This window comes from Tropicibacter alexandrii (genome assembly GCF_003667315.2).
Classification (GTDB): Bacteria; Pseudomonadota; Alphaproteobacteria; order Rhodobacterales; family Rhodobacteraceae; genus Tropicibacter; species Tropicibacter alexandrii.
On the sequence record NZ_RCTZ02000001.1, the window covers coordinates 389,354 to 415,846 of the forward strand.

A 26,493-nucleotide genomic window follows, 5' to 3' on the forward strand; every position below is an offset into this window, starting at 1 on the left:
CCAGTATTGGCGCAAATTGTGTCAGTCGCGTGGGGGACAAACCGTTGCGGCATCGTGAACAATTTCCCGCCCCTACCGTACCGGATCGGAATGGGGCATAACACACGCGACTCAAAGACCATTGGAGGATCCGATGCACGACATCCGCGCCATTCGCGAAAACCCCGCCGCCTTCGATGCGGCCCTGTCCCGCCGCGGGGTTGTGGATGCGTCGTCGAGCATCCTGAAGCTGGACGAGGAACGCCGCGCCGCGATCCACGCCGCCGAAACCGCGCAGGCCGAGCAGAACAAGGCCTCGAAATCCGTGGGCGCCGCCAAGGCGCAGGGTGACGAGGCCGAATTCGAACGCCTGCGCGCGCTGGTGGCCGAGAAGAAGGCCGAAGTGGCCGCGATGCAGGACAAGGCCAAGGAGTTGGACAAGGCGCTGGAGGCCGCTTTGGCCGGCATCCCCAACCTGCCGCTGGATGATGTGCCCGATGGCGCCGACGAGGATGACAATGTCGAGCTGCGCCGCTGGGGCACGCCGCCCACGCTCGATTTCCAGCCGGTCGAGCATTTCGATCTCGCGGGCGTCAAGCCCGGCATGGATTTCGAGACCGCCGCCAAACTGTCGGGCTCGCGCTTCGTCCTGCTGCGCGGCGCGGTCGCCCGCATCCACAGGGCGCTGGCGCAATTCATGCTGGACCTGCACACGACGGAACACGGCCTGACCGAGACCATGACCCCGGTTCTGGTCCGTGACGAGGCCATGTACGGCACAGGGCAATTGCCGAAATTCGCCGAGGACAGCTATCAGACCACCAATGGCTGGTGGCTGATCCCGACATCCGAGGTCACGCTGACCAACACCGTCGCGGGTGAAATCGTCGACGAGGCGGCGCTGCCGACCCGCATGACCTCGCACACGCTGTGCTTCCGCTCCGAGGCGGGCAGCGCGGGCAAGGACACCGCCGGAATGCTGCGCCAGCACCAGTTCGAGAAGGTCGAGATGGTCTCGATCACCACCCCCGACACCTCGCTGGCCGAACATGAGCGCATGACGGGTTGCGCCGAGGCGGTGCTGCAAAAGCTTGGCCTTGCCTATCGCACCATCGTGCTGTGCACCGGCGATATGGGCTTTGGCGCGCGCAAGACCCACGATATCGAGGTCTGGCTGCCCGGTCAGAACACCTATCGCGAGATCAGCTCGGTCTCGGTCTGCGGCGATTTTCAGGCGCGGCGCATGAACGCCCGCTTCAAGGCCCCGAATGGCAAGCCCGAATTCGTACACACGCTGAACGGATCGGGCGTGGCCGTGGGCCGCTGCCTGATCGCCGTGCTGGAAAATGGCCAGCAGGCGGATGGCTCGGTGATCCTGCCCGAGGCGCTGCACCCTTACTTGGGCGGCAAGACCACCCTGACGGCCGAGGGACAGCTCGCGTGACGAAACTCTGGGCGCTTCTCTGCTTTGTCGCGGCGGTGCTGTTTGCCGCCTCCCCCGTGGTCTTCCCCGGGTTCGCAGGCTTTGCGCCCGAGCAATTCCCCGTGGTGATCGAGGAGCCCCCGGTGCAACCGGCGGGCTACGCCTTTGCCATCTGGGGGCTGATCTATGCCTGGCTGATCGTCGGCACCGGCTTTGGCCTGCTGCGCCGCGCCGATGATCCGGACTGGCAACCGATGCGCAAGCCGCTGCTGGCCAGCCTTGCCATCGGCATCACGTGGATTCCGGCGGCGCAACTCTCGCCCCTGCTGGCGGTGGTGCTGATCTGGGGCATGCTGGCCACGGCGCTGGCGGCCCTGTTCCGCGTCGGCGACACCGACCGCTGGCTGCAACAGGCCCCGGTGGCGATCTATGCAGGCTGGCTGAGCGCCGCCGCCTGTGTCGGCACCGGCGTGGTGATCGGCGGCTATGGCTGGCTCGCCCCCACCCCGGCCGCACTGCTGTGCCTTCTGGTCGCGGTCGGCATCGCCGTCACCGCGCAATACCGCCTGCACCGCGCGCCCGAATACGGCATCACCGTGATCTGGGCCCTGATCGCCGTGATCGTCGCCAATGCCGCCCCCCTCAACGCCGCGGTCAGCGGGCTGGCGGTGCTGGGCATCCTGATCATCCTCGGCCTGCGCGGCACCGATACCGAGTAACCCTTGCGCGGTCCCGCCCACCCGCTAATCTGACGCGGAAAGGATCACGCCATGCTCACCCGCCGCCGCCTTGCCGCCGCCCTGATCGTCTTCGCCACCCCGGCGCTGGCGCAGAACCTCGAACAAGGCTCCGCCCCCTCGACCAACCTCACCGGCAGCTACACCGTCGAGGGCCGCAACGCGGATGGCAGCGCCTATTCCGGCACGCTGCAGCTGACGCAAAACGGCATGGACGTGGTGGGCGAATGGCGCATCGGAGCCGACAGCTATCGCGGCGCAGGCCCGCTCGAAGGTCGCATCCTGACGCTGCACTGGCAACCGGGCGCCGCGCCGGTGATCTATGTCGTCATGCCAAACGGCGCCCTCTATGGCACCTGGGCAGAGGGCAAGGCGCTGGAACGCGCCCTGCCCCGCTCGGTCTCAGTTCAGGATACCGGCCTCGACGGCGGCATTGAACTCGTCCATCGACACGGATTCGTCGCCATCGGTGTCGATCATCACGAACTGCTCTTCGCTCAGCTCGGGATAGGCGGCCAGCATTTCCTCATAGGAATAGACGCCGTTCTCATCGGCATCGACCAGTTCCTGCGCAGACACACCAAAGGCCACGGACGCCATCACGGCAGCCAGATAAACACGCTTCATTCTCGGGATCACTCCAACGCGAGGGCCCATGCCGCTCGCGAAACCAACGACTCACTGTCGTCGGCGATATCAATATCCCATGCAAAAACCGCCGCAAGCCCCTGAAACAAGGGCGTGATCGCCCCACCTGCACCCGGTCTTCTTCTGGCCCAAAATACCTTGGGGGGAATGCGCCTCAGCGCAGGGGGTTACACCCCCAAAAACCGGGGGTCTGGGGGTGTGACCCCCAGAGGACAGAGCGCGGGCAGTGCCCGCACCGACCGGTTACCGCTCGCCGCCCTGCTTGGACTGCAAGCTGCCCTTGTGCTTCTTCAGCGCGCCCGCATTCTTCTTGCGCCGCCCCTTGAAGGGGTTCTGGTCGCTCTGCCCGCGCATATACAGCCGGATCGGCGTGCCGGGCATGTCGAAATCCTCGCGCAAGCCGTTGACCAGATACCGCGAATAGCTCTCGGGCAGCTTGTCCGGATGGCTACACATCACCACGAAGCCCGGCGGGCGCGTCTTGGCCTGCGTCATGTAGCGCAGCTTGATGCGCTTGCCCTGCGGCGCGGGCGGCGGGTGGCGGGCGATCATCGCCTCCAGCCAGCGGTTCAGCTGCCCGGTCGGGATGCGCCGGTTCCATGTGGTATAGGCCTGCATGATGGCCTTTTGCAGCCGGTCCATGCCCCGCCCGGTCCGGGCCGAGATCGTCACCAACGGCGCGCCGCGCAGCTGCGGCAGCACATGCTCGAACTCATCCTTGAGCCATTTGAGCTTGTCCTGTTTCTCGTCCTCGATATCCCATTTGTTGACCGCGACCACCACCGCGCGCCCCTCGCGCTCGGCCAGATCCGCGATCTTCAGATCCTGCGTCTCGAACGGAATCGCGGCATCCAGCAAGACCACCACGACCTCGGCGAACTTGATCGCCCGGATACCATCCGCGACGGACAGTTTCTCCAGCTTTTCCTGCACCTTGGCCCGCTTGCGCATGCCCGCGGTGTCAAAGATGCGCATATGCACGCCGTCCCATTCCTTCTGGACGGAGATCGCGTCGCGGGTGATCCCGGCCTCGGGGCCGGTCAGCATCCGGTCCTCGCCGAGGATCTGGTTGACCAAGGTCGACTTGCCCGCGTTGGGCCGCCCGATGATGGCGATCTGAAGCGGCTTGGCCGCGGTCGGCATCGGCACATCCGCCGCCAGAACCTCGTCCTCCTCACCGACCGAGACCTCGATCTCGGGCGCATCCTCGCTGGCGCGCTCCTCGAATTCATCGGCCAGCGGCAGCAGCGCCGTGTAAAGCTCGTTCATGCCCTCGCCATGCTCGGCGGACAGGCGCATCGGCTCGCCCAGACCCAACTCGAACGCCTCGTAGACCCCCGCATCGGCGGCGCGGCCCTCGGCCTTGTTGGCGGCGACGAACACATGCTTGGCGCGCTTGCGCAGGATCTCGGCAAAGACCCGGTCATCGGGCAGGATGCCCGCGCGGGCATCGACGAGAAACAGGCAGATATCGGCCATGTCCACTGCGCGCTCGGTCAGGCGGCGCATGCGGGCGGGCAGCGAATCGTCGGTCTCGTTCTCGAGACCGGCGGTGTCGATCACGGTGAACCGCAGGTCGCCCAGCCGCGCCTCGCCCTCGCGCAGGTCGCGCGTCACGCCGGGCTGGTCGTCGACCAGCGCAAGGCGCTTGCCCACGAGGCGGTTAAACAGGGTCGACTTGCCCACATTGGGACGGCCGACGATGGCGAGGGTGAAGGACATATCACGGGCTCCAGCGGTCAAGCTGGCCATGTAGCGCAGTTTTCCGGACAGTTAAAGCCCCACCGTCACGGGCGGCAACGGCCTTCGAAGGCCGTTGGACAAGGTCTTTCGAAAGACCTTGTTCGCCCTCCGCGAGGGTTCACCCCACCGCGAGACGGGGCACAAAGGCCTTCGAAGGCCTTTGCAAATTTCTTCGAAGAAATTTGACCGCCTAGCGGAACGCGTGCAGCACGCCCTTGCCGGACACGACATACATTACGCCGCCCGCCACGACCGGCCGCGTGGTGGCCCCGCCGGGGATCTCGACCGCCGAGACCAGCGACCCATCCTCGGGCGCAAAGCTGCGGATCAGCCCATCCGAGGAGGCCACAACCAAACGTCCCCCCGCCAGAACCGGCCCGTGATTGGCAAACGCGGCATCGCGGCGCTTGTGCGGGCGGCGCGTCGGCTCGTATCCCGGCAGTTCCACCGCCCAGACCTGTGCGCCGGTTTCGGCGTCCAGCCGCACCAATTCGTTCAGGTCGTTGACGAAGAACACCGCATCGCCCGCCGCCCAAACCGGCCCATTCGCGCCCTGCCGCGCCGTCCATTTGCGCTCGCCGTCGAACAGCGAGAACGCCACCATCCGTCCCGAATGGTTGCCCGCATAGACCGTGTCGCCGACCACGACCGGGTCGCCGGTCACATCGGTCACGCCGGTCAGGGCGACGCCGTTGCGGCGACCGAGGATGTCGGCGTTCCAGATCCGCAACCCGCCCTGCCGGAAGACGGTCTGCACCGTGCCGGACCCGAAGGCGAAGGTCACGTATTTGTCCGTCACCGCAGGGGCCGGTGCCCCGGCCACGTTGTTCACATCGGAGGGCAGGTCGATCTGCCAGCGCACCCGGCCATCGCCCGTCTCGATGGCCCAAGCGGTCGTGTCGCCCGATACGATATAGACCAGCCCGTCGCGCACCGTCGGTGCGCCGGTCGCCGTATTGCCCAGCCGTTGCGTCCAGATCTCCTGACCCGAGGCCGGGTCTACAGCCGTCAGCGTGCCAAAACCCGAGGACACGAACAGCTTGCCCTCGCCAAAGGCGAGCCCGCCGCCCTGCGCCTGATAATTGGCGTCGCGCAGGGGCGTCAGGTCGTAGCTCCACAGCACCTCGCCCGCAGCCGAGGTCGCCTGCACACGGTTGTCGCTGTCGATGGTAAAGACGCGCCCGCCCGCCGCCACCGGATCGGCGATGATGCGCGCGCGGCGCGTATCGCCTGCGCCGATCTTCACCGACCACAAAGGCGCCAGCTGTGCAGCCAAAGCCGCGTGCGGCACCCGCGCAAAAGGAGAGACATGCGCCTGCGGCCAGTCCGCATTGGCGCTGATCCCCGGCAGAGCCACCGGCTGCGATCCGTTGGCAAGGTCGCCCTCGTCCACAGCACCGCGTGTCTGCAACACTTCGCGCACGCCCAGCCGATCGCCCGTCAGGACCGGGTCCTTCTCGGAGCACCCCGCAAGCGCGAGTACCGCCACCGTTGTCAGGAATGTCGCCGTGCGCAGCATGCTCTTGCCCTCTTGTTCCGTCTGTTCGTCCCGCGCGGCCCGCGCGCGGCTGCCCGAGGGCTCAGCCCTGCTCGAGCTCGCCCCCCAGCGCCACAATCAACTGAGATGCGCGGCGGCGCAAGCCCGTGGTGACCTCGGCATCGGCAATGATCCCCTGCAGGCGCGTCAGCGCCGCATCGCGCGCGCCCTGCTCGACCTCGATCAGCGCCAACTGCTCTTCGGCGAGCAGCCGCAACGGCTGCCCCGGCACCGCCAGCGCCTCGAACCCGGCGCGGCGTTCGTCCAGCGGCAGGAACGACGCGCCCCGCGTCAGCGCCTTGAAGCTGGCGATCTGGCGGTAGATCTGCGGCTGGGTGCCGTCATTGGCCAGCGCCTGCAGGCGCGCGACTGCCGCCGCGTCATCGCCCTCGGCCCCCTCTTCGGACGCCAGAAGCAGCGTCAGCACCGATTGCGCGCCGCCCTCGGGGGCGTCGACCCCGGCCAGCGCATCGATCCGCGCCGCGCGATCCTCGGTCTCCAGCGCGCTCAGGATGCTGTCCCCCAGCGCCTGCGCCTGTGCGGCCTCCTGAGCCTTGGAATACTCCCGGTAGGCCGTGCCGCCGACGATGGCCAACACGATCACCACGCCGATCCAGCCATAGCGCTTGAATTTCGCGAACAGCCGGTCGCGGCGGACTTCCTCGGTCACCTCGTCGATGAAACTGTCGGTATCGCTCACCTGCGCCCCCTACCCTCGTTTTGCCCCTCATAACCGCACAAACCCCCGGTGCCAAGAGCATGCGCACCCCCTCGCAGGCGCGCGCAGACGCGCGAAACCGCCTTATTGTTTCGCATAAGGGGCGCAAAAATGCCGCAGCAAGGCGGGAAAACCCACCGCGACCTTGCGGCGGTTGCCGTTGCGTCCTAAAACTGAACCAATCGGTTCAGGGTCGCACGGCCCCGGCAGGCATGCGGATGAACGGCGCCGGGCGCGCCCAGCACAAAGGCACAGAGTAATGCGGATTGTATCGATCATCACGGCACTGGTCGTCGCGGGGGTCCTTTTTGCGCTGGTGCTGGAACGCGACCGGCTGATGGAATTCGCAGGCGTCACGCCGCAGCCCGCAGAGGCCGCCCCTGCCCCTGACGCGCCCATCGAAATCGCAGAGGCCCCGACAGACGAGGCCGCCGGGACGGGCGTGGTCCGCGTCATGGCGCAGCGATCGACCGCCCGGGTGATCGACAGCGCGGTGATCCTGCGCGGCGAAACGCAGGCCATCCGCCAGATCGAGGTCAAGGCCGAGACCAGCGGCAAGATCGTGTCGCCGCCGCTGCGCGCCGGGGCGCTGGTCGACGAGGGCCAGACCCTGTGCCAGATCGATTCCGGCACCCGCGCCGTCAACTTGGCCGAGGCCCGCGCCTCGCTGGCCCGTGCCCGCGCCGGTGTGCCCGAGGCCAGCGCCCGGCTGGCCGAGGCAAAGGCGCAGCTTCCGGCGGTCGAGGCAGCCATTCTGGAGGCCCGCGCCGCCATTCCCGCCTCCGAAGCCCAACTGGCCGAGGCCCGCGCCGCCCTGCCCGCCGCCCAGTCCCGGCTGGTCGAGGCCCGCGCCCGTGTCCCCGAGGTCGAGGCCCGTCTTGACGAGGCGCGCTCGCGCGTGCCCGAAGCCGAGGCCCGTCTGGAAGAAGCCCGCGCCGCCATTCCCGCAGCCCAAGCCCGCCTGCGCGAGGCCGAGGCCAACATTCCCGCCGCCCAAGCCCGCGTCGAAGAGGCCGAGGCCGCCGTGCCCGCCGCCGATGCCCGCCTGCGCGAGGCCGAGGCCCGCGTGCGCGAGGCCGAGATCAACCTCAAAGCGTCTCAGGAACTGGCCCGCGACGGCTTTGCCGCGCAAACCCGGCTGGCCGGGGCCGAGGCCGCCTTCGAATCCGCCAAGGCCGCCGTGGAAACCGCGCTGTCGGGCCAGAAATCCGCCTCCACCGCCATCGAGACCGCGAAATCCCAGCTCGAAGGCGCGAAGGCCGCGCTGGAAACCGCCCGGTCTCAGGTCTCGTCCGCGCAGGCCGGGCTGCGCAGCGCCGAAAGCGGCGTGATCAATGCCCGCGCCGGGGTCAACGCCGCCGAAACCCAGATCGCCAATGCCCGCGCCGGGGTGCAATCCGCTGAAAGCGCCATCGAGGGCGCGCGCGCCGCCATCGAATCCGCCCAAAGCGGCATCGAGGGTGCCAAGGCGCGCCTGTCCTCTGCCGAGGCGCAACGCGAAAGCGCGCAGGCCGCGATCCAGTCCGCCGCCACCGGCGAGGAAAACGCCAGCGCAGGGGTGCAATCCGCGCTCGCCGCCGTGGCCGCCGCCGAGAAGGACATCGAGAACCTCACCATCACCGCGCCCTTCGCGGGCCTCCTGGAAACCGACACCGCCGAACTGGGCGCCCTGATGCAGCCCGGTGCCGCCTGTGCCACCGTGATCCAGCTCGACCCGATCAAGCTGGTCGCCTACGCACCCGAATCCGAAATCGCCCGCGTCGAGACCGGCGCGCAGGCCGGGGCGCGCATGGTCGACGGGCGCGAACTGCTGGGCAAGGTCACCTTCGTCTCGCGCTCGGCCGATCCGGTCACCCGCACCTTCCGCGTGGAAATCACCCTGCCCAATCCCGACATGGCGATCCGCGACGGCCAGACCGTCGAGATCGGCATCGAGGCCGAGGGCGCGCCCGCCCACCTGATCGCCCAATCCACCCTGACGCTGAACGACGAGGGCGCGCTGGGTGTGCGCACCATCGACGAGAACACGCAGGCGCAATTCATGCCCGTCACCTTCCTGCGCGACACGCGCAACGGCGTCTGGGTCACCGGCCTGCCCGACACGGTCGACCTGATCACCGTCGGTCAGGAATACGTCACCGATGGCGTGCCCGTCGCGCCCAGCTTCGAGGAGGTCATCCAGTGACCGGCATCATCGACTGGGCCGCCGCGCGCGCCCGCATGGTCCTTGCCTTCATCGCGCTGTCCCTGCTGGTCGGGGGCTTTGCCTATGCGACCCTGCCGAAAGAGGGCGAACCGGATATCGAGATCCCGGCGCTGTTCGTCTCCGTCAACTTCCCCGGCATTTCCGCCGCCGACAGCGAGACCCTGCTGATCAAGCCGATGGAAACCGAGATGGCCGATCTCGACGGGCTGAAATCCATGACCGGCACCGCCGCCGAAGGCTATGCGGGCCTCGCGCTGGAATTCGAATTCGGCTGGGACAAGACCCAGATCATGGCCGATGTCCGCGACGGGATGAACAATGCGCAGGCCAAGTTCCCCGAGGGCGCCGACCAGTATTCCATCAACGAGATCAACTTTTCCGAATTCCCGATCCTGATCGTCAATCTGTCCGGCCCCGTGCCGGAACGCACGCTCAATCAGGTCGCCAAGGACCTGCAGGACCGCATCGAGGGGCTCGATTCCGTCCTTGAGGCGGGCATCGCGGGCAATCGCGATGAGATGCTGGAGGTGGTGATCGACCCCCTGCGGCTCGAATCCTACAACGTCACCGCGCTCGACCTGATCAACACCGTCCAGAACAACAATCAGCTGATCGCCGCAGGCGAGGTGGAAACCGACCAAGGCACCTTCGCCGTGAAAATCCCGTCGAGCTTCGACGAGGAGCAGGACGTCTACAACTTGCCGGTCAAGGTCAACGGCGACCGCGTGGTGACGCTGGGCGATCTGGCCACGATCAACCTGACCTTCGAGGACCGCGAGGGCACCGCGCGCTTCAACGGCGACCAGACCGTTGCGCTGCAGGTGGTCAAGCGCAAGGGCTTCAACATCATCGACACGGTGGCGCAAGTGCAGGTGGTGCTGGCCGAGGCGCAACAGACATGGCCGCAGGGCCTGAAGGCGGTGCTGGATGTGGGCACCTCCAACGACCAGTCCCGTCAGGTCGAATCCATGGTCTCGCAGCTCGAAGGCTCGGTGCTGACCGCAATCGCGCTGGTGATGATCGTGGTGCTGGCCTCGCTTGGCCTGCGGCCCGCTTTGCTGGTGGGCTTTGCCATCCCGACCTCGTTCCTGTTGTGCTTCGTGCTGCTGGCGCTGATGGGGGTGACGATTTCCAACATCGTCATGTTCGGCCTGATCCTCGCCGTGGGGATGCTGGTGGACGGCGCCATCGTCGTCGTCGAATATGCCGACAAACGCATCTCCGAGGGCACGGGCCCGATGCATGCCTATGTCGAGGCGGCGCACCGCATGTTCTGGCCGGTCGTGTCCTCCACCGCGACGACGCTCTGCGCCTTCCTGCCGATGCTGTTCTGGCCCGGCGTGGCGGGGCAGTTCATGGGCATGCTGCCCGTGACGCTGATCTTCGTCCTGTCGGCCAGCCTTGTCGTGGCGCTGGTCTATCTGCCTGTCATGGGCGGCGTCTCGGGGCGGTTCTCGCGCAGCGTAGGCCGCGCGGGCGACGCCCTGCGCCGCACCCTGCCGTGGTATGTCCGCCTGCTGCTTGTCCCCCTCGCCCTGTTCGGCCTGTTCATCGGCGCGATGATGGTGCTGAACCCGGCCTATCTGGGCGCGGCCGCAGGCCCCGGCTTCGTCGCCTACCTCCCCGGCATCGTCCTGTTCCTGCTGTTTTCGGTCATCACCTCGGTCGTCATGGCCTCGGTCGAGATCCGGCGCAAACCCAAGAAGATCGACGCCACCTACCGCCGCACCGTCTTTGGCGGGTTCATCCATCTGGTGGCGGGCAACCCGGTCATGCCGCTGGTCACCGTGGGCGCGATCATCTTTCTGGTGATGAGCGTGTTCAGCTATTACGGCGAGAACAACAACGGCGTCGAATTCTTCGTCGATTCAGAGCCGGAACAGGCCATCGTCTATGTCCGCGCGCGCGGCAATCTCAGCCTCGCCGAAAAGGACGCGCTGGTCCGGCGGGCCGAGCAGATCGTGCTTGCCGATCCCGGCATCCAGAACGCCTTTGCCTTTGCTGGCGAGGGCGGGTTGAACAACAATACCGGCGGCGCGCAGGCCCCCAAGGACACGATCGGGCAAGTCCAGCTGGAGACCATCCCGTGGGAGGACCGCCCCGCCTATGCCGCCAGCCACGAGGATGAGATCACGCTGGAGCAACTGGATGGCGATGTCATCATCGACCGCCTGACCGCTAAGCTGGAACAGATTCCCGGCATCGAGGTGGAAATCCTCGCGCAGGCCCGTGGCCCGGCCTCGGGCAAGCCCGTCCACCTGCGGCTGAAGGCCGACAGCTGGGACGAGCTGGCCACCGCGACCGCGCTGGCGCGCGAGAAATATGAAAGCACCCCCGGTCTGACCCTGATCGAGGACACCCGCCCCCTGCCCGGCATCGACTGGCAGATCGACGTCGATGTGGAAAAAGCCGGGCGTTTTGGGGCCGATGTGGCCTCGGTCGGTGGCATGGTGCAGCTTGTCACGCGCGGCATCCTGCTGGACACGATGCGGGTCGACACCTCGGACGAGGAAATCGAGATCCGCGTCCGCCTGCCCGAGGAATACCGGGTGCTGTCGACGCTCGACACGCTCAAGGTGCGCACGCAGGACGGGCTGATCCCGCTGTCGAACTTCATCACCCGGACGCCTGTACCCAAGCTGGCGCAGATCGACCGCATCGACCAGAAACGCTATTTCGACGTGAAGGCCGATGTGGCCGACGGGCTGGTCAAGACCGTCGCCCCCGGCACGCCCGAGGCGCTCGCCGCCGCCCCCGCCCTCTCCGTCCTGCGCGAGATCGAGGACCCCGCCATCGAGGCCGACGTGATCGGCAAGAACGGCAAGCGCTTCGCGGTTGTCACCTTGGCCGAGGGCACCAGCGCCGACGCCCTGTCGCGCGCGTTGGAATCCGGCGATAAGGTCTCTGTCCCGATCACCGCCAACGAACGCATCGCGGTGCTGACCGCTTGGCTGGAAACCCAGCCCTTCGAAGGCAGCATCGACTGGGAATGGACCGGCGACCAAGAGGATCAGGCCGAATCCCAGGCCTTCCTGCAATCCGCCTTCGCTGGGGCGTTGGGGCTGATGTTCATCATCCTGCTGGCGCAGTTCAACAGCTTCTACAACTCCGTCCTCGTCCTGCTGGCGGTGATCCTGTCCACCACCGGCGTGTTGATCGGCATGCTGGTCATGGACCAGTATTTCTCGGTCATCATGACCGGCGTGGGCATCGTGGCGCTCGCCGGCATCGTCGTGAACAACAACATCGTGCTGATCGACACCTATCAGGAATATTCCCGCTACATGCCAAGGATCGAGGCGATCACCCGCACCGCCGAGGACCGCATCCGCCCGGTGCTGCTGACCACGATCACCACCATGGCGGGCCTCGCGCCGATGATGTTCGGCCTCTCGCTCGACTTCTTCGCGGGCGGCTATTCCATCGACAGCCCCACCGCGCTGTGGTGGAAGAACCTCGCCACGGCGGTGGTGTTCGGCCTTGGCATCGCGACGGTGCTGACGCTGGTCTTCACGCCTTCGATGCTGGCGATCCGGGTCTGGGCCACCACCTATGTGCTGTGGTTCGCCCGCCTGCTGGCGCGGCTGGGCTCCAGCCGGTCGAGCCGCGTCGCCCGCGACTGGGCGCTGATGCGCGCCGCCAAGGCGGTCAAGCACCCGGAGATCATCTGGACCGAAGACATCGAGGACGCACGCCCCACCCTGCGCGCCGCCGAATAGGCGTGATCCCGGCGGCAGCCCTAGCGCGCCGCCGGGGCCTTCCTCCGCTGCCCCCGGCACCGGTCCGAGCAATACTTGACCTCGTCCCAGACCCGCGCCCATTTCTTGCGCCACGCAAAAGGCCGCCCGCAGGTGGCGCAGGTCTTGACCGGCAGGTCCGATTTGCGGCGCTGTTTCATCGCGGCTCCACATGACAAAAGGGCGCGCCTTTCGGCACGCCCTCACCTAACGCGTTTTGCGCAAAATCAATCCACGATCGTCGCGCCGCTGCCCTCGACCGGGCCCTCGTCGGTTTCGACAACCGGCGCGCCCGGCACGACATTCGCCTCTTCGGGCTCGTCTGCGGCCGAAACCACCCAGAACAACCAGCCGAGAAACAAGATCCCCGCCAGCGCGAGACCGCCGAATATCCCGGCCAAGGGTCCGATATGGCGGCGTTTCTGTTTGTCGATATTGGTGTCGGGGGCTGACATGGCCTCTCCTTTCACTGAAATTTCACCTGCGGCCCGGCCATCCTTGCGGCGGACCCGTTGCAGGCATAACACTTGGGAAACGCACATGTTCCCGACAGGAGTCATTGATGAAAGACGCCACCCCCGAAACGGTCTACCTCAAGGATTACGCACCCTTCGGCTGGCAGGTGGACTCCGTGCATCTGACGTTCCGCCTTGCGCCCGAGGCGACGCGCGTCGTCTCGCGCATCCATTTCTCGCCCAATCCCGGCGCGCCCGCTCAGGATTTCTTTCTGCATGGCGAGGAATTGACCCTGATCGCGGCCAAGATCGACGGCGCGCCCGTCACGCCCGAGGTGACGGACAAGGGGCTGACCTGCGCCGTGCCCTCCGGTCCCTTCCTGTGGGAATCCGAGGTCGAGATCGCCCCGGCGCAGAACACCGCGCTTGAGGGGCTCTATATGTCGAACGGCATGTATTGCACCCAATGCGAGGCCGAGGGCTTTCGCAAGATCACCTATTACCCCGACCGCCCCGACGTGATGTCGGTCTTTACCGTGCGCATCGAAGGCACCGAGCCGGTCAAGCTGTCCAACGGCAATCCCGGCGAGACGGGCGATGGCTTCGCCGAATGGCACGACCCGTGGCGCAAGCCCGCCTACCTGTTCGCGCTGGTCGCGGGCGATCTGGTCAATCACCCCGACAGCTTCACCACCGCTTCGGGGAAAAAGGTCGCGCTGAACATCTGGGTGCGCCCGGGCGACGAGGGCAAATGCGCCTTCGGGATGGAGGCGCTGAAAGCCTCGATGAAGTGGGATGAGGACGTTTACGGACGTGAATATGATCTTGACGTCTTCAACATCGTCGCGGTCGACGATTTCAACATGGGGGCGATGGAAAACAAGGGGCTGAACATCTTCAATTCGTCCTGTGTGCTGGCCTCGCCCGAAACCTCGACGGATGCGAATTTCGAACGGATCGAGGCGATCATCGCCCATGAATATTTCCACAACTGGACGGGCAACCGCATCACCTGCCGCGACTGGTTCCAGCTGTGTTTGAAAGAGGGGCTGACGGTGTTCCGCGACGCGCAATTCACCTCCGACCTGCGCTCTGCCCCGGTGAAGCGCATCTCCGACGTGATCGACCTGCGCGCGCGCCAGTTCCCGGAGGATCAGGGGCCTCTGTCGCACCCGGTCCGGCCTGAAAGCTTTCAGGAAATCAACAACTTCTACACTGCGACCGTGTATGAGAAGGGCGCCGAGGTGATCGGCATGCTCAAACGTCTGGTCGGCGACGCGGCCTATGCAAAGGCCTTGGACCTGTATTTCGACCGCCACGATGGCGACGCCGCAACGATCGAGGACTGGCTGAAGGTGTTCGAGGATGCCACAGGCCGCGACCTGGCCCAGTTCAAGCGCTGGTACTCGCAATCCGGCACCCCGCGCGTGTCCGTGTCAGAGGTCTGGACCCCCGCCCCGGGCGAAGACCCGGGGCCTCTCGGCGGGGTCGACGTGGAGGTCCCGGGTCAAGCCCGGGACGGGGGTATCTACAGTCTCACCTTCCGCCAGCACACGCCGCCCACCCCGGGTCAGGCCGACAAACAGCCCCAAGTGATCCCCATGGCGGTGGGCCTGCTGAACCCGAACGGCGACGAGGTGCTGAAAACCACCGTCCTTGAGCTTAACGAAGCTGAACAAACCTTTAATTTCAAGGGTTTCGCCGCGAAACCTACGCCTTCGATCCTGCGCGAATTTTCCGCCCCCGTGGTGCTGGACCGCGAGACATCGGCGGCGGAAAAGGCCTTCCTTCTGGCCCATGACACCGACCCGTTCAACCGCTGGGAGGCCAATCGCGACCTCGCCCGCGACTGCCTGCTGGCGATGATCCTCGACGGCGCTACGCCCGACACAGCCTGGCTCGACGGCTTGGAAAAGGTGCTGCGCGATGACCAATTGGACCCGGCCTACCGCGCCCTGATGCTGGGCACGCCGGGCGAATCCGAACTGGCGCAGGTGATCCATGAGCGCGGGCATGTGCCCGATCCCGACGCCATCCACGACGCCAAGGAAACGCTGGCCACCTTCCGGGCCGAGCGTTGGGTCGATCTGCTGCCGCGTCTGGCCGAGGAAACCCGCGTCACCGCCCCCTACCGCCCCGATGCCGAACAGTCGGGCAAGCGCGATCTGGGCAGCGCGGTGCTGTCCCTGACCACCCGTCTCGACGGTGGCAAGGCCGCCCGCGCGCAGTTCGAGACCGCCGACAACATGACCCTGCAACTGGGCGCGCTGGCGAACCTGATCCGCGCCGGGCAAGGCGCCGACGCGCTGGCGCAATTCTACGACCAATGGCAGCACGACCGGCTGGTGATCGACAAGTGGTTCGGCCTTCAGATCGCCGCCCTGCCCCCGGCCGAAGCCGTCGAGCGCGCGGAAAACCTAACACAACATCAAGACTTTACCATGAAGAACCCCAACCGCTTCCGGGCCACCTTGGGGGCGCTTGGCGGCCATCACGCGGCCTTCCACCGCAAGGACGGGGCGGGCTACCGGCTGCTGACCGACTGGCTGATCCGGCTCGACGATCTCAACCCCCAGACCACCGCCCGGATGTGCGCGCTGTATCAGACATGGCGGCGCTACGATGCCGACCGCCAAGCCCTGCTGCGCGCCCAGATGGAGCGGATCATGGCCAAGCCCAAGCTCAGCCGCGACACCGGCGAAATGGTGGGGCGCATCCTTGCCGACTGACACAAAACCGGACACTGTTTAACGAGTAAACAAGGAGGCGTTCATGCCGTTCATCATTGCCGCCATCGGGGCAATCGCCGCCATCTATTTCTTTGTGATCCGCGCGCGCAACGCCCAGCACATGGCCACCGAGGTGCTGGACGCCGCAAATGACGTGCGGCTGGCGGCGCGGCGCTTTGGCTTCAAACGGCGGACCAATGTGCATCCGGTCGACAGCATCGACGACCCCAATATCGCCATCGCGGCGCTGGGATCGGCCTTTGTCGAGCTCGACGATCTGCCCACCGCCGACCAGCGTCAGGCCCTGTCCCGCGCCCTCGCCCGCAGCGCCAATGTCCCCCATGCGGAGGCCGAGGAGATGCTGGTTCTGGGGCGCTGGATCATGAATGAATGCGGCAGTCCGGCGCAGGCCGTGCCGCGCATCGGGCGCAAGCTATACAAGATGTCGGGGGCTGACGCCTTTCAACCCCTGCTTGAGGTGGTGCAAGCCACCGCTCAGGCGGGCCGTTCAGGGCTGAGCCAGAAACAGAAAGAGGCGCTGGCAGATGTGCAAAACGCGTTCCGTATCTCATGAATGACCTGCTGATCGTCACCGGGGCCAGTTCCGGCATTGGCGCGGCAACCGCGCGCATGGCCGTCTTCAACGGCTGGCAGCGCATCGCCGTGCATTACGGGCAGGACAAGGCCGGGGCCGAGGAAACCTGCGCCATGGTCGAAAGCATGGGGGGGCAGGCTTACCTGTTTCAGGCGGACATGGCCAAGCCCAAGCAGATCGAGAAGATGTTCCAGAAACTGGCCGAGTTGAAGCCGGGGCGCATCGGGCTGGTCAACAATGCCGGCATGGTGCAGCCCACCGCCAGCATCGCCGATCTGACCCCCGACCGCGTCGCGCAGGTCTTTGCCGTCAACACGCTGGGCGCGATCGAGGTGGCGCGGCAGGCGGTGCTGATGATGCGCGGCTGGGGCAAGGGCGGGTCGATCGTCAATGTCTCGTCCGCTGCCGCGCGGCTGGGCAGCGCCAATATGTATGTCGATTATGCCGCGACCAAGGGCGCGGTCGAGACGTTCACGCTTGGGCTGGCGGATGAGTTGGCCCCCGAGGGCATCCGCGTCAACGCCATCCGCCCCGGCCTGATCGAGACCCCGATCCATGGCAAGGGCGGCGCGCCGGACCGCGCGCAGAAGCTCGCCCCGAACGTGCCGATGCAGCGCACCGGCCTGCCCGAGGAATGCGCCGAGGCGATCCTGTGGCTGCTGTCGGAGCGTGCATCTTATGTGACGCGGGCCATCCTCGACGTGGCCGGGGGCCGGTGAGTTTCCGGTTTGAGCCGGACCGGCGGCGGCGCACCGCGCTGGTCGTGCTGCTGGCTTGGGTCGTGATCCTTGGCCTGTCGGCGGGGGTGGGCATGGCGTGGTGGATCGCCCTGCCCCTTTGGGTCGTGACCCTGCCCGCCGCGTGGGAGGCGCTGCACCCGCCGGACTGTTGGCTGGAGATCGACGCGGCGGGCTTGCGTGCGACACTGGGCGGTACCCGGATCGAGGTTCCGCGGGACCAGATCGCGCGGGCCCGAATCGACACGCGGCTCGACCTGTCCTTGCGGCTGCGGCTGTATCCCGACAAGGGGCCGCCGGTGCGCATCCCCACCCCCTGCCTGCCCGACGGCGCGACCTTGGAAGAGGCCCTGACGGCGCAGGGGATCAAGGTGGAGCGGCACCATTTTTCCGCATTTTGACCGCGCGCGCGTGGGGTTTCGCCTTCGCTGACGCTCAGGCGACCGGTCGGGGGAGGCGCTGCCTCCCCCGAACCCCCTCCGAGGTATTTTTGGACCAAAGAAGCAAGGGACGGTCGACAAACGGTTCCGTACGCCTTGGCAAGCCCGCGCCGGAGCTGGTTCGGCAATTTATTGACCATGGGTTAACCGCATCTGGGCGGGCCGGAAAAACCTGCTATATTTACAATGTGGCGGAAGCCTGTCACGACAACGATACGAAAAAGTGATCTGGGCCAGGCATGGATATCAAAGACCGCATCGACCCTCTGATCGAAGAGCGCGCACCTTGGCTTTTTGCGCCGCAGCTGCATGCCCGCTTGTCGCGCAAACTGCTGGACCGGGTGTTGGGGTATGAGCGCACGATGGCCATCGGCAACATGGTCAAGGACCTGTCCGCCGACGAGATCATGCGCACCGTGGGCGAGATGCTGGCCCATGATGTGCAGATTTCTGGCCTGTCGAACATCCCCAGCCACGGGGCGGCGCTGATTGTGGCGAACCATCCGACGGGGATCGCCGACGGGGTGATGCTGCACCACATGCTGCGCCCGGTGCGCAATGACACGTATTATTTTGCAAATCACGACATCATGCGCGTGCTGCCGCAATATGCGCAGATGATCGCGCCGGTGGAATGGCGGCAGGAGAAGCGGTCGCACGCGAAGATGCGCGAGACCATGGGCTACACGCGCAAGGCGGTGGAAGAGGGCCGGTTGGGGGTGATCTTCCCCTCTGGGCGGTTGGCGAAACGGCGCGGGCTGAGCCTGCATGAGCGCCCGTGGATGGCCTCGGCGGCGATGATCGCGCGCAAGTTCGACCTGCCGGTGATCCCGGTGAACATCCGCGCGCGCAATTCGGTGCTGTTCTACCTGTTCGACCTGATTCACCCGACCTTGCGGGACATCACCCTGTTCCACGAGACGTTGAACAAGGATCGGCAGCCCTATCGGATCACGGTTGGAGAGCCGATTTCTCCGTCGGCTTTGCCGGCGAAATCCGAGGACGGCATCGAGATGCTGCGCAAGGCAACGCTGGCGCTTGGCGGGCCGAAGGCACCTGCGGTGTCGTTGCTGGATGCCACGCGGCGGCCTTCTTGGATGAAGGCCTGATTGACGGGATTGGCGTGTGGCGGATTATTCCGCCGGGTGCTGATTGCGTTTGGCGAGCATCGCGTCGATGCGGCGGGTGTCGCGTTTCAGCCAGAGGATTCCGACGCCCACGACGGACAAGGCCACCAGCGGTATGGCGATTTCAAAGCCGGTCATGCGCGTCCTCCCGAGTGTCTTCCTTGCGGAGCATGCCTAGAATATAGTGCGAAACGAGGTGCAATGCCAGCCCCGCGCTGCCCCAGCCTAGGGTCAGGGCATTAACAGAGAGTGTGCCTTCGGTCATCGGGCGCAGGATGGCGAAGCCGATCAGGCCCAGGGACACCGCGTTCGCGAACCCCGCCAGCAGCTTGACCCGCTCATTGTGGATGAGCAGCGTGTCGCGCAGGCGGGGGCCGCTCATGGGTTACAGGCCCAGCTTGGCCGCCACGATGTCGTTCACGGCCTTGGGGTTGGCCTTGCCGCCCGTGGCCTTCATCACTTGACCGACAAACCAGCCCGCCAGCTTGGGGTTCTGCTTGGCCTTTTCGACCTGCGCGGGGTTGGCGGCGATGATCTCGTCCACCGCTGTCTCGATCGCGCCGGTATCGGTGACCTGCTTCATGCCGCGCGCCTCGGCGATCTCTTCGGGGTTGCCGCCCTCCGTATAGACGATCTCGAAGAGGTCCTTGGCCATCTTGCCGGAAATGGTGTCGGCCTTGATCAGCTTGATGATCCCCGCCAGTTGCGCAGGGCTGACGGGGCTGTCGGTGATGTCGCAATCGTCCTTTTTCAGACGACCGAAGAGTTCGTTGATGACCCAGTTGGCGGACAGCTTGCCGTCGTCGGCTTGCGTCACGACCTGCTCGAAATAGGCGGCGTTCACCACCTCGGCGGTCAGGACGTTGGCATCGTATTCCGACAGGCCGAAATCCTTGACGAAGCGCGCCTTCTTCTCATCCGGCAGTTCCGGCAGGGAGGCCGCGATATCATCGACCCAAGCCTGTTCGATTTCCAGCGGCAGCAGGTCGGGGCACGGGAAGTAGCGGTAATCATGCGCCTCTTCCTTGGAGCGCATCGAGCGGGTTTCGTTCTTGTCCGGGTCGTAGAGGCGGGTTTCCTGATCGACTTTGCCACCGCCCTCGACGATCTGGATCTGGCGGCGCGCTTCGTATTCAATCGCCATCTGGATGAAGCGCATGGAGTTCATGTTCTTGATCTCGCAGCGCGTGCCGAGATGGCTGAAATCCTGCGTCTCCATGTATTTTTCATACTGGCCGGGGCGGCAGATCGAGACGTTCACGTCCGCGCGCAGGTTGCCGTTCTGCATGTTGCCGTCGCAGGTGCCGAGGTAGCGCAGGATCTGGCGGAGTTTGGCGATATAGGCGGCGGCCTCTTCGGGGCCACGGATGTCGGGGCGGCTGACGATCTCCATCAGGGCGACGCCGGTGCGGTTGAGATCGACGAAGGACATATGCGGGTCCATGTCGTGGATCGACTTGCCGGCGTCCTGTTCGACATGGATGCGCTCGATGCGGACCTTGCGGGCGATGCCCGGTTCCATGTCGACGATGATCTCGCCCTCGCCCACCAGAGGGTGGTAGAGCTGGCTGATCTGGTAGCCCTGCGGCAGGTCGGGGTAGAAATAGTTCTTGCGGTCGAAGGCAGAGGTCAGGTTGATCTCGGCCTTGAGGCCGAGCCCGGTGCGGACCGCCTGTTCGATGCAGTATTCGTTGATGACGGGCAGCATGCCGGGCATGGCGGCGTCGACGAAGGAGACGTTGGAATTGGGCTCGGCGCCGAATTTGGTGGAGGCCCCGGAGAAGAGTTTGGCCTGCGAGGCCACCTGTGCGTGCACCTCCATCCCGATGACGAGTTCCCAGTCGTGCTTGGCCCCCGCGATGACCTTGGGCTTGGGGGTGTCGTATGTCAGATCCAGCATGGCCGCTCCTGTTTCAGGCTTGGCGCTGGTCTAATGCCAGTGGTCATGAGGGGCAAGACCCGCGATGACCGGAAGTAGGATGGGTGATCACCCATCCTACCCAGACCTCGCCGCGCATGTAGGATGGGTGATCACCCATCCTACCTGAGGTCTCACTCCGCCTTGCGGATGCGCAGCCCGTCCTCGGTGAAGACCAGCCGACGCCCGGCTTCCAGCGGGGCGGCGTAATACTGCGCCAGCGTGGTGATCGCCCGCGCCTTGCCGCGCTTGATCTGGTCGGCCTCGTTCAGTTCAGCGGGGGTGGCGGTGCCGGGGATGGGCGCCTCGGCCCAGACCATCGGGTGCAGTTCCCGCAGGTGGTCCTGCACGATCCAGCCAAAGCAGTCCGACAGCCGGTCGAAATCCCCGCGCGCCATGTCGGCCCGGACGATGGTCAGCCCGGCAAAGGCCGCCAGCCGGTTGGCCATATGCTGGTCGGGATGGCGGGCCAGCAATTCGTGCAGGCCTTCGACGAACAGCTCGATATCCATGCGCATCAGCGCGCGGATGTCACGTTCGAGCGCGCCGATATAGACCAGCGCGTAGCCCGCCACGCCCCAGACGTCCCGGCACAGGCCCGACACGCGCCGGGCGTGGCTGTCCAGCACCTCCCATGTGCCAAAGCGCGACGGCAGCAGGTCACGGCCCAGCCCCATCAGCGCATCGGGATTGCCGGGCGAGAGCTCGATGTAATCCTCGTAATCGTCGGCCACGCGCTGCGAGGGGCGCGGATCGGTTTCCAGCACGTCGCAGCGCACCCCCGCCCAAAGCGGCGAATCGTGCTCGAACGGGTCGAAGCGGTCGACCAGCGCCGTGGCGGCGCACATGTGCCAGTCATGCGCATCGCGCCGTTGCGGTGCCAACTGGCCGGGCAGCGAGGCACCGCGCCACGCCTGCGCGGTGTCCACATGGGCGCGCGCCACCACATAGGCTAAAGCCGGGCAGTCCGGGGTCTCTTCGAGCACCACCTCCAGTGCGGCCAGCACCGCGCGGGCCGTCGCGGGTTCGCCCCGCGCCACCGCGTTCGAGGCGGCCCCCACCACGTCGGCGCGCGCACCTTCCGCCAGCAAGCTGGCTGCGGGCGTCAGTCCGGGGGTCATGACGCGCCCGGTATCGGCGGCGCGAATCTCGCGCGCGAGCTCGTCCCAGGCGTCTTGGCGCGCAAGGAAGCGGCCGCGGGCGCGGAACGTGTCGCGCGCCTCCTGCTCGGGGGCGGGATCGCATAGCGGGATCTCGACCCGCGGGCGCAGGGGCGGCACGGCGGTCCGGTCCTCGGCCCGCGACAGGCGGCCCGCCGGCACGCCGGACGGCTGGACGGGGCGCAAGGCCCCTCTGGAAAAGGAAAATCGGGACATTCCGGGAAGACGCTCAGACATCGACATGCCGCCAATTTGCCGGGGCTTTACGGCCAAATCGCGGCAGGATACGGATAAGGCCCGGGCGTCTCGCGGACCATTGCGCGACGCTCGGCGGCAAACTGCAAACGCTGCGTTGACCTGCGCGCGACAATCCGCCGAGCCAGACAGATTCGGGGCGTTGAATTCTTGCGCGATCCGGGTCATGTTACGCGCCATGTTGCGTGTAGCTGCCATATTCACGCTTCTTGCCACGACGGCCTGGGCCAACCCGGTGCCCACCCCCAAGGAGGCCGCTGCGGCCCCCGAGGCCCCAATCGTGAGCGAGCAAGCCGTGACCGTCTCGCTTCGCCCCTCGGCGCGGCAGATGACGATTCCCGAAGCGCGCTGGGGAGAGGACAAGGCCAGATGGAGCCTTGCGATCCTGTCCAGCCTGCGATCCCATGCCCATGGCCTGCCGGATATCGTGCCGCGCGATATCGCGGAATACTGCCCGGCCTACCCCACCGCCTCGCGCGAGGATCGCGAGGCGTTCTGGGTGGGGCTCGTGTCCTCGCTCGCGTGGCACGAAAGCACCCACCGTCCGACGGCGGTGGGCGGCGGTGGGCGCTGGTACGGCCTGACCCAAATCTATCCGCCGACGGCGAAGCTGTACCGCTGCAAGGCGCGCACCGGGGCCGCGTTGAAGGACCCGGAAGACAACCTGTCCTGCGCGATGCGGATCATGGCGGTGACGGTGCCGCGCGACGGCGTGATCAGCCGCTCGATGCGGGGGGTCGCCGCCGATTGGGGCCCGTTCCATTCGTCGCGCAAGCGCAACGACATCAAGGCTTGGGTCAAGGAGCAGGACTATTGCAAGGGGCTGTCGCGCTCGTTGCGTCCAGTGGCGCGGCCCGTGGACCTGCTGCCCGAAACCGATCCGCCGACGGTGATGGCGGCGGGCCACCGCGCGCCGATCGACCCGATCATCGCCTCGCGGTCCGAGAACTGATCCAAGACGGGGGCGCGGGGGTCAGACCCGCGCCACGGACCGTCTGCGCACGCCGTGGCCGGTCCCGATCAGTTCGGCAACCCGGTCCGCGCCCATTGCTCGATCAGCGAGACCAAGCCGCCGACGATCTCGGCGGCGGCGCCATCTTGCCCCCCGACCTGCTCGCCATACCGTGCAAGCACGGATTTGAAGGTGTCCTCGTCGGTTTCATAAAGATATGTCAGTTCGTTGAGCGCGAACACCGTGGTGCGCAGGATATCGACCTGTAGCGCCTGCCCGTCGGTCTGGGCGCGCAGTTGCGCCGGATACGGCACCAGCGGCACCCCGTCCTCGTCATTGGGCAAGTGCCGGTCCAACCGGCGCTGGAACCCGTTCGCACAATAGACGACGTGGAACAGGCGCTCGGCCACGGGCACCCGAAGGATGAACTCACCGCTGGCGCTGTCGGATTGCACCGTGTCCAGCGGCAAGGTCCCGAATTCGGGGCAATCCGCGCCGGACGATGTCTGGTTCGCCGGTCGCCACGCCGTCACCTCGGCATAGACGGGCGCGCGGCTCGTCCGCTCGACGACACGTCCCGGATGGGTGTTGTCGGCCCACGCCGCGCCCGGCCCACCACCTGCCGCACAGGCCAGCGCCAGCGCCGCCATGCCCGTAAGCCGCAACGCCCGCGTCAGCCGCGCGTCAACCGAAAAACCCCGATAAGCCATGTCAAAACCCCCATGATGAAAATCAGCACGTAGCGATTGCGCAGCCCGGTTTCGGTGTACGGCCCGCTGACCGACCCGGTGCTTGTCAGCCCGAGGGTCGAGATCGGGTCCGCGCCGTCACAGGTGATCGTGAACGATTGCGGCGCGACGAAACCGTGGATCAACACGGTCCGGTCCGGCTGCTCCCAATCGGTGTCCGTGGTCTGCACGCCTTCGCCGTCATAGTCGCAGGTGACCGGGTTGGCAGGCAAGGGCAGCGAGATTTGGTCGGCCTCGACCCATGCGGCTCGCAGCACCAGTATCTGTGCCCCCGCCTCGCCGCCCTGGCTTTCCACGAGCACGAGGCGCGCGGTCAGGATCGCCGCCAGCCCGGCCGACACGACAGCGGCCAGAAGGAGCACAAGCAGACCCCGGCTGCGCTTGCCCCTGCCTTCCGGCGGGGAGCCTTTGGACAGCACGAACCCGACGGGTCGCGCCTTGCCCGCAGGCTTCAGCCACTGCGCCAGCAACAGTTGCAGCACTATGGCGAGGATCAACATGGCGACCAGCCGCGGCGTGAGCCCCATCGTGACGAAGTTCTGCCACGTGACAGCCACAGAGGCCAAGACCGCCCCCGGAACACCAACATATTTCAACAGGGTATCGGTCATAGGTACCGTGTCTCGGGTCAAATCACTCAATCGCAATGCCTGTATGAGACCGTCCAAACAACCCTGAGTCAAGCCTGCGCCCACCCGGCAAAGGAAAAGGGGCGCCGTCGCCGACGCCCCTTGCGGATCGAAATCAGATTGGTGCGGCCCGGCTTATTCCCAGCAGCTGACCAGCACGGTCATGTCCGAGGCCAACGCCGTCAGGTCCTCAGGTGCCATGATGCCCCCGGCCCCGCGTGCCACCGGCTGGATGCCGTTGTCGCGCAGCCAGTCCAGAACCATTTTCCCGGACACCGAGAAACTGACCTGCTCCGGCAGCCTGCGCCCGGCCGGGTCCTGCCGCGGGAGCAGCATCCCCATGACCGTGCCGCCCTCGTCGAAGACCGGACCGCCGGTATCGCCGGGCAGCGAGGCCAGCGCGAGGCGGTTCAGTTCCGGCTCGCCGCCTAGCCCCTTGAGGTCCTCCAGCGTGCCGAAGGTCAGCGTCGGCGCGGTCAGAACGCCGCCAAAGGAATAGCCCGCAACCGCCACCTCGGATTGCAGACGCGGCGCATCGGCGCGGAACTGCGCCACGCGGCGCGGCGCAACGCCGTCCTGCGGCACGAGGATCGCCAGACCAAGGTTCGGTTCGGTCGCCAGCACGCGCGCATCATAGGCCCCGTTCAGCGTGACCCGGTCACATTGCGCCACCGTCTCGGCCGAGGTCAGCACCGTGCCGCGCCCCTCGACGAAAAAGCCCGACGCGTTGATCTTGGGCGTGCGGATTTCCAGCCCCGAGACAAGATCGACCGCCTGCCCCTCATCCGTGACCATCGCCGGGTCGAGCACGCCCTCGATCCGGGTAAAGCTCTCCTGCATGCGGTCAAGGATACGCGTCCGGCGGTCCTCGTCCCCTGCGGGCCAGACAAGGGTGAAGCCCTTGATCTCGCCGCCGCGCAGCGAGACCTGCGTGTGGCTGACGATGCGGTCATTGCTGCCGGTCAGGGTAAAGCCGTTGGCATCGCGGTCGCGCTCGCCCTCGACCGGCACGATCTTGAGCGTCTGCATGATCTCGTAGAGGCCGTTCATCGTGCGGCGGTCGCCGGGCTGCGAGATCAGCAGCAGCTGCGCGCCCTCGACCACGCCGGTGCCGTCGAACAGCGCAAAGGGTGCCTCGTAGCGGTCGAAGGCCACCGCGCCGGTCGGTATCTCCATCTCGATGCCGGTGCGGGCATCGGTGACCACGCGCATCTCCATCCCGTCGAAGACGGCGTTGTATTGGCGCAGCAATTCGGCGCGCTGGCGGGTGGTCAACACGCCCGTCACCTCAAAGCCGTTCTCTTCCTGCCAACCGGCCATCGAACGCCGGGTGCCGGGACCGAAGGCGCCATCGATGCGGCCCTGATAGAACCCCGCCCATTGCAGGGCGATCTGCAATTCATCACGCTCGGCGCGGTTCAGCTGGCGCTCGGAGGCGCGCGCCTCGCGCTCGGTCTCTTCGGGTTCGGGTTCGGGTTCCGGCGCGGGGGCCACGGTCTGGGCCTGAGCCAGTTGTTCGGCAACCGCCTCGGGGGCGACCTCGGCCACGACCGGCGCGTCGGGCAGCGGAGCGGGCTCCGGCTCGGCCTGCGCGATGGCGGCGTCGGGGGCCTCCGGGTCGGCGGCGGCACCGCGCGCCGCCTGCGCGCCGACCGGCCAGAACTGCTGTCCATAGGCCTGACCGCTTTCGATATAGCTGTCCGCCGGGATCAGGCGCTGGTTCAGCAGCGAGCCGAGCATCTCCTGCGCCTCGTCGCGGCTGTAGGGCCCAAGCGCCACGCCGTACCAGCCACCGCCCAGCGAGAACCCGTTCACGTCGGCGAGGGTCTCGGACAAGGTGCGCACGCTGTCCTGCGCACCGGCCAGACTGGTGCGGGCTTCGACCTGAATGTAGACGTCTTCGGTCTGGGCAAAGGCACTGTTGGCAATCACAAACGCGGCGGTGAGGGCAATGAACGTGTTCTTCATGTGTGAAATGCGACCTTTTCGAGGGTACTGCTGGACGTATCCGGCCCATTC

The 26,493-nt window shown here is 66.5% G+C and carries 23 protein-coding genes; 11 read left to right on the forward strand and 12 right to left on the reverse strand.

Annotation, left to right across the window (positions count from 1 at the left end):
• Positions 1 to 133: 133 nt before the first annotated feature.
• From serS to D8Z78_RS24825, 3 genes are read left to right on the forward strand one after another with little or no spacing between them, the layout of a single operon-like run.
• Complete coding sequence (gene serS, locus D8Z78_RS01945) at positions 134 to 1,423, forward strand: serine--tRNA ligase (RefSeq protein WP_128910573.1); 1,290 nt, start codon at positions 134 to 136, stop codon at positions 1,421 to 1,423.
• Positions 1,420 to 2,121, forward strand: coding sequence for a hypothetical protein (locus D8Z78_RS01950; protein ID WP_128910574.1), 702 nt, complete (start codon positions 1,420 to 1,422; stop codon positions 2,119 to 2,121). Before serS ends, D8Z78_RS01950 begins: the two co-directional genes overlap by 4 nt.
• A 51-nt stretch (positions 2,122 to 2,172) precedes the next feature.
• Positions 2,173 to 2,871, forward strand: coding sequence for a hypothetical protein (locus D8Z78_RS24825; RefSeq protein ID WP_206169618.1), 699 nt, complete (start codon positions 2,173 to 2,175; stop codon positions 2,869 to 2,871).
• Between the two features lie 159 nt (positions 2,872 to 3,030).
• Here D8Z78_RS24825 and der read toward each other — a convergent pair whose 3' ends face one another.
• The 3 genes from der to D8Z78_RS01970 form a co-directional block, all read right to left on the reverse strand.
• The gene (gene der / locus D8Z78_RS01960; protein WP_128910575.1) at positions 3,031 to 4,509 is read right to left on the reverse strand and encodes a ribosome biogenesis GTPase Der; all 1,479 of its coding nucleotides are present in this window, start codon (positions 4,507 to 4,509) and stop codon (positions 3,031 to 3,033) included.
• 211 nt (positions 4,510 to 4,720) lie between these two features.
• The gene (locus D8Z78_RS01965) at positions 4,721 to 6,049 is read right to left on the reverse strand and encodes a PQQ-like beta-propeller repeat protein (protein WP_128910576.1); all 1,329 of its coding nucleotides are present in this window, start codon (positions 6,047 to 6,049) and stop codon (positions 4,721 to 4,723) included.
• 61 nt (positions 6,050 to 6,110) lie between these two features.
• A complete protein-coding gene (locus D8Z78_RS01970; RefSeq protein WP_128910577.1) occupies positions 6,111 to 6,767 on the reverse strand; it encodes a tetratricopeptide repeat protein in 657 nt (218 codons plus the stop codon).
• A gap of 277 nt (positions 6,768 to 7,044) precedes the next feature.
• On the opposite strand from D8Z78_RS01970, the gene D8Z78_RS01975 reads away from it, so the two are divergent.
• Positions 7,045 to 8,970, forward strand: coding sequence for an efflux RND transporter periplasmic adaptor subunit (locus D8Z78_RS01975; RefSeq protein ID WP_240671965.1), 1,926 nt, complete (start codon positions 7,045 to 7,047; stop codon positions 8,968 to 8,970).
• Complete coding sequence (locus D8Z78_RS01980) at positions 8,967 to 12,710, forward strand: efflux RND transporter permease subunit (RefSeq protein WP_128910578.1); 3,744 nt, start codon at positions 8,967 to 8,969, stop codon at positions 12,708 to 12,710. Before D8Z78_RS01975 ends, D8Z78_RS01980 begins: the two co-directional genes overlap by 4 nt.
• 20 nt (positions 12,711 to 12,730) lie before the next feature.
• Here D8Z78_RS01980 and D8Z78_RS01985 read toward each other — a convergent pair whose 3' ends face one another.
• Positions 12,731 to 12,889, reverse strand: a complete 159-nt coding sequence (locus D8Z78_RS01985; protein WP_128910579.1) for a DUF2256 domain-containing protein — start codon at positions 12,887 to 12,889, stop codon at positions 12,731 to 12,733.
• 66 nt (positions 12,890 to 12,955) lie between these two features.
• A complete protein-coding gene (locus tag D8Z78_RS01990; protein WP_128910580.1) occupies positions 12,956 to 13,183 on the reverse strand; it encodes a hypothetical protein in 228 nt (75 codons plus the stop codon).
• A gap of 107 nt (positions 13,184 to 13,290) precedes the next feature.
• Between D8Z78_RS01990 and D8Z78_RS01995 the strand changes: the two genes are divergently transcribed.
• The 5 genes from D8Z78_RS01995 (at position 13,291) to D8Z78_RS02015 (ending at position 18,793) form a co-directional block, all read left to right on the forward strand.
• Positions 13,291 to 15,912, forward strand: coding sequence for a M1 family metallopeptidase (locus D8Z78_RS01995; protein WP_128910581.1), 2,622 nt, complete (start codon positions 13,291 to 13,293; stop codon positions 15,910 to 15,912).
• A gap of 43 nt (positions 15,913 to 15,955) precedes the next feature.
• Positions 15,956 to 16,486, forward strand: a complete 531-nt coding sequence (locus D8Z78_RS02000) for a hypothetical protein (RefSeq protein WP_128910582.1) — start codon at positions 15,956 to 15,958, stop codon at positions 16,484 to 16,486.
• Positions 16,483 to 17,226, forward strand: coding sequence for an SDR family oxidoreductase (locus D8Z78_RS02005; RefSeq protein ID WP_128910583.1), 744 nt, complete (start codon positions 16,483 to 16,485; stop codon positions 17,224 to 17,226). The genes D8Z78_RS02000 and D8Z78_RS02005 overlap by 4 nt, the downstream gene beginning before the upstream one ends.
• On the forward strand, positions 17,223 to 17,645 hold the full coding sequence (locus D8Z78_RS02010) for a hypothetical protein (protein WP_128910584.1): 423 nt from the start codon (positions 17,223 to 17,225) through the stop codon (positions 17,643 to 17,645). The genes D8Z78_RS02005 and D8Z78_RS02010 overlap by 4 nt, the downstream gene beginning before the upstream one ends.
• Positions 17,646 to 17,923: 278 nt before the next feature.
• The gene (locus D8Z78_RS02015) at positions 17,924 to 18,793 is read left to right on the forward strand and encodes a 1-acyl-sn-glycerol-3-phosphate acyltransferase (protein ID WP_121634732.1); all 870 of its coding nucleotides are present in this window, start codon (positions 17,924 to 17,926) and stop codon (positions 18,791 to 18,793) included.
• A gap of 24 nt (positions 18,794 to 18,817) precedes the next feature.
• Here the strand turns inward: D8Z78_RS02015 and D8Z78_RS25180 are convergent, their stop codons facing one another.
• The 4 genes from D8Z78_RS25180 to D8Z78_RS02030 form a co-directional block, all read right to left on the reverse strand.
• Positions 18,818 to 18,949 (reverse strand): hypothetical protein, encoded by a 132-nt coding sequence (locus tag D8Z78_RS25180; protein WP_255446330.1) that lies wholly within the window; start codon positions 18,947 to 18,949, stop codon positions 18,818 to 18,820.
• Positions 18,936 to 19,193: a hypothetical protein gene (locus D8Z78_RS02020; RefSeq protein ID WP_121634730.1), complete on the reverse strand. Its 258-nt coding sequence runs from the start codon at positions 19,191 to 19,193 to the stop codon at positions 18,936 to 18,938. Before D8Z78_RS02020 ends, D8Z78_RS25180 begins: the two co-directional genes overlap by 14 nt.
• A 3-nt stretch (positions 19,194 to 19,196) precedes the next feature.
• The gene (gene gatB, locus D8Z78_RS02025; protein WP_121634728.1) at positions 19,197 to 20,711 is read right to left on the reverse strand and encodes an Asp-tRNA(Asn)/Glu-tRNA(Gln) amidotransferase subunit GatB; all 1,515 of its coding nucleotides are present in this window, start codon (positions 20,709 to 20,711) and stop codon (positions 19,197 to 19,199) included.
• 152 nt (positions 20,712 to 20,863) lie between these two features.
• Entirely contained in the window at positions 20,864 to 22,105 is a 1,242-nt protein-coding gene (locus D8Z78_RS02030; protein ID WP_128910585.1) for a hypothetical protein, read from the reverse strand.
• 217 nt (positions 22,106 to 22,322) lie between these two features.
• Here D8Z78_RS02030 and D8Z78_RS02035 point away from each other — a divergent pair, with 217 nt between their 5' ends.
• Positions 22,323 to 23,096, forward strand: a complete 774-nt coding sequence (locus D8Z78_RS02035) for a transglycosylase SLT domain-containing protein (protein ID WP_240671966.1) — start codon at positions 22,323 to 22,325, stop codon at positions 23,094 to 23,096.
• Between the two features lie 68 nt (positions 23,097 to 23,164).
• Here the strand turns inward: D8Z78_RS02035 and D8Z78_RS02040 are convergent, their stop codons facing one another.
• From D8Z78_RS02040 to D8Z78_RS02050, 3 genes are all read right to left on the reverse strand, one after another.
• Complete coding sequence (locus D8Z78_RS02040; protein WP_128910586.1) at positions 23,165 to 23,806, reverse strand: hypothetical protein; 642 nt, start codon at positions 23,804 to 23,806, stop codon at positions 23,165 to 23,167.
• Positions 23,770 to 24,456 carry a hypothetical protein gene (locus tag D8Z78_RS02045; protein WP_121632129.1) on the reverse strand — a complete coding sequence of 229 codons (687 nt, stop codon included), beginning with the start codon at positions 24,454 to 24,456 and terminating at the stop codon, positions 23,770 to 23,772. Before D8Z78_RS02045 ends, D8Z78_RS02040 begins: the two co-directional genes overlap by 37 nt.
• 153 nt (positions 24,457 to 24,609) lie before the next feature.
• Positions 24,610 to 26,442: a serine protease gene (locus D8Z78_RS02050; RefSeq protein ID WP_121632131.1), complete on the reverse strand. Its 1,833-nt coding sequence runs from the start codon at positions 26,440 to 26,442 to the stop codon at positions 24,610 to 24,612.
• Positions 26,443 to 26,493: the final 51 nt, after the last annotated feature.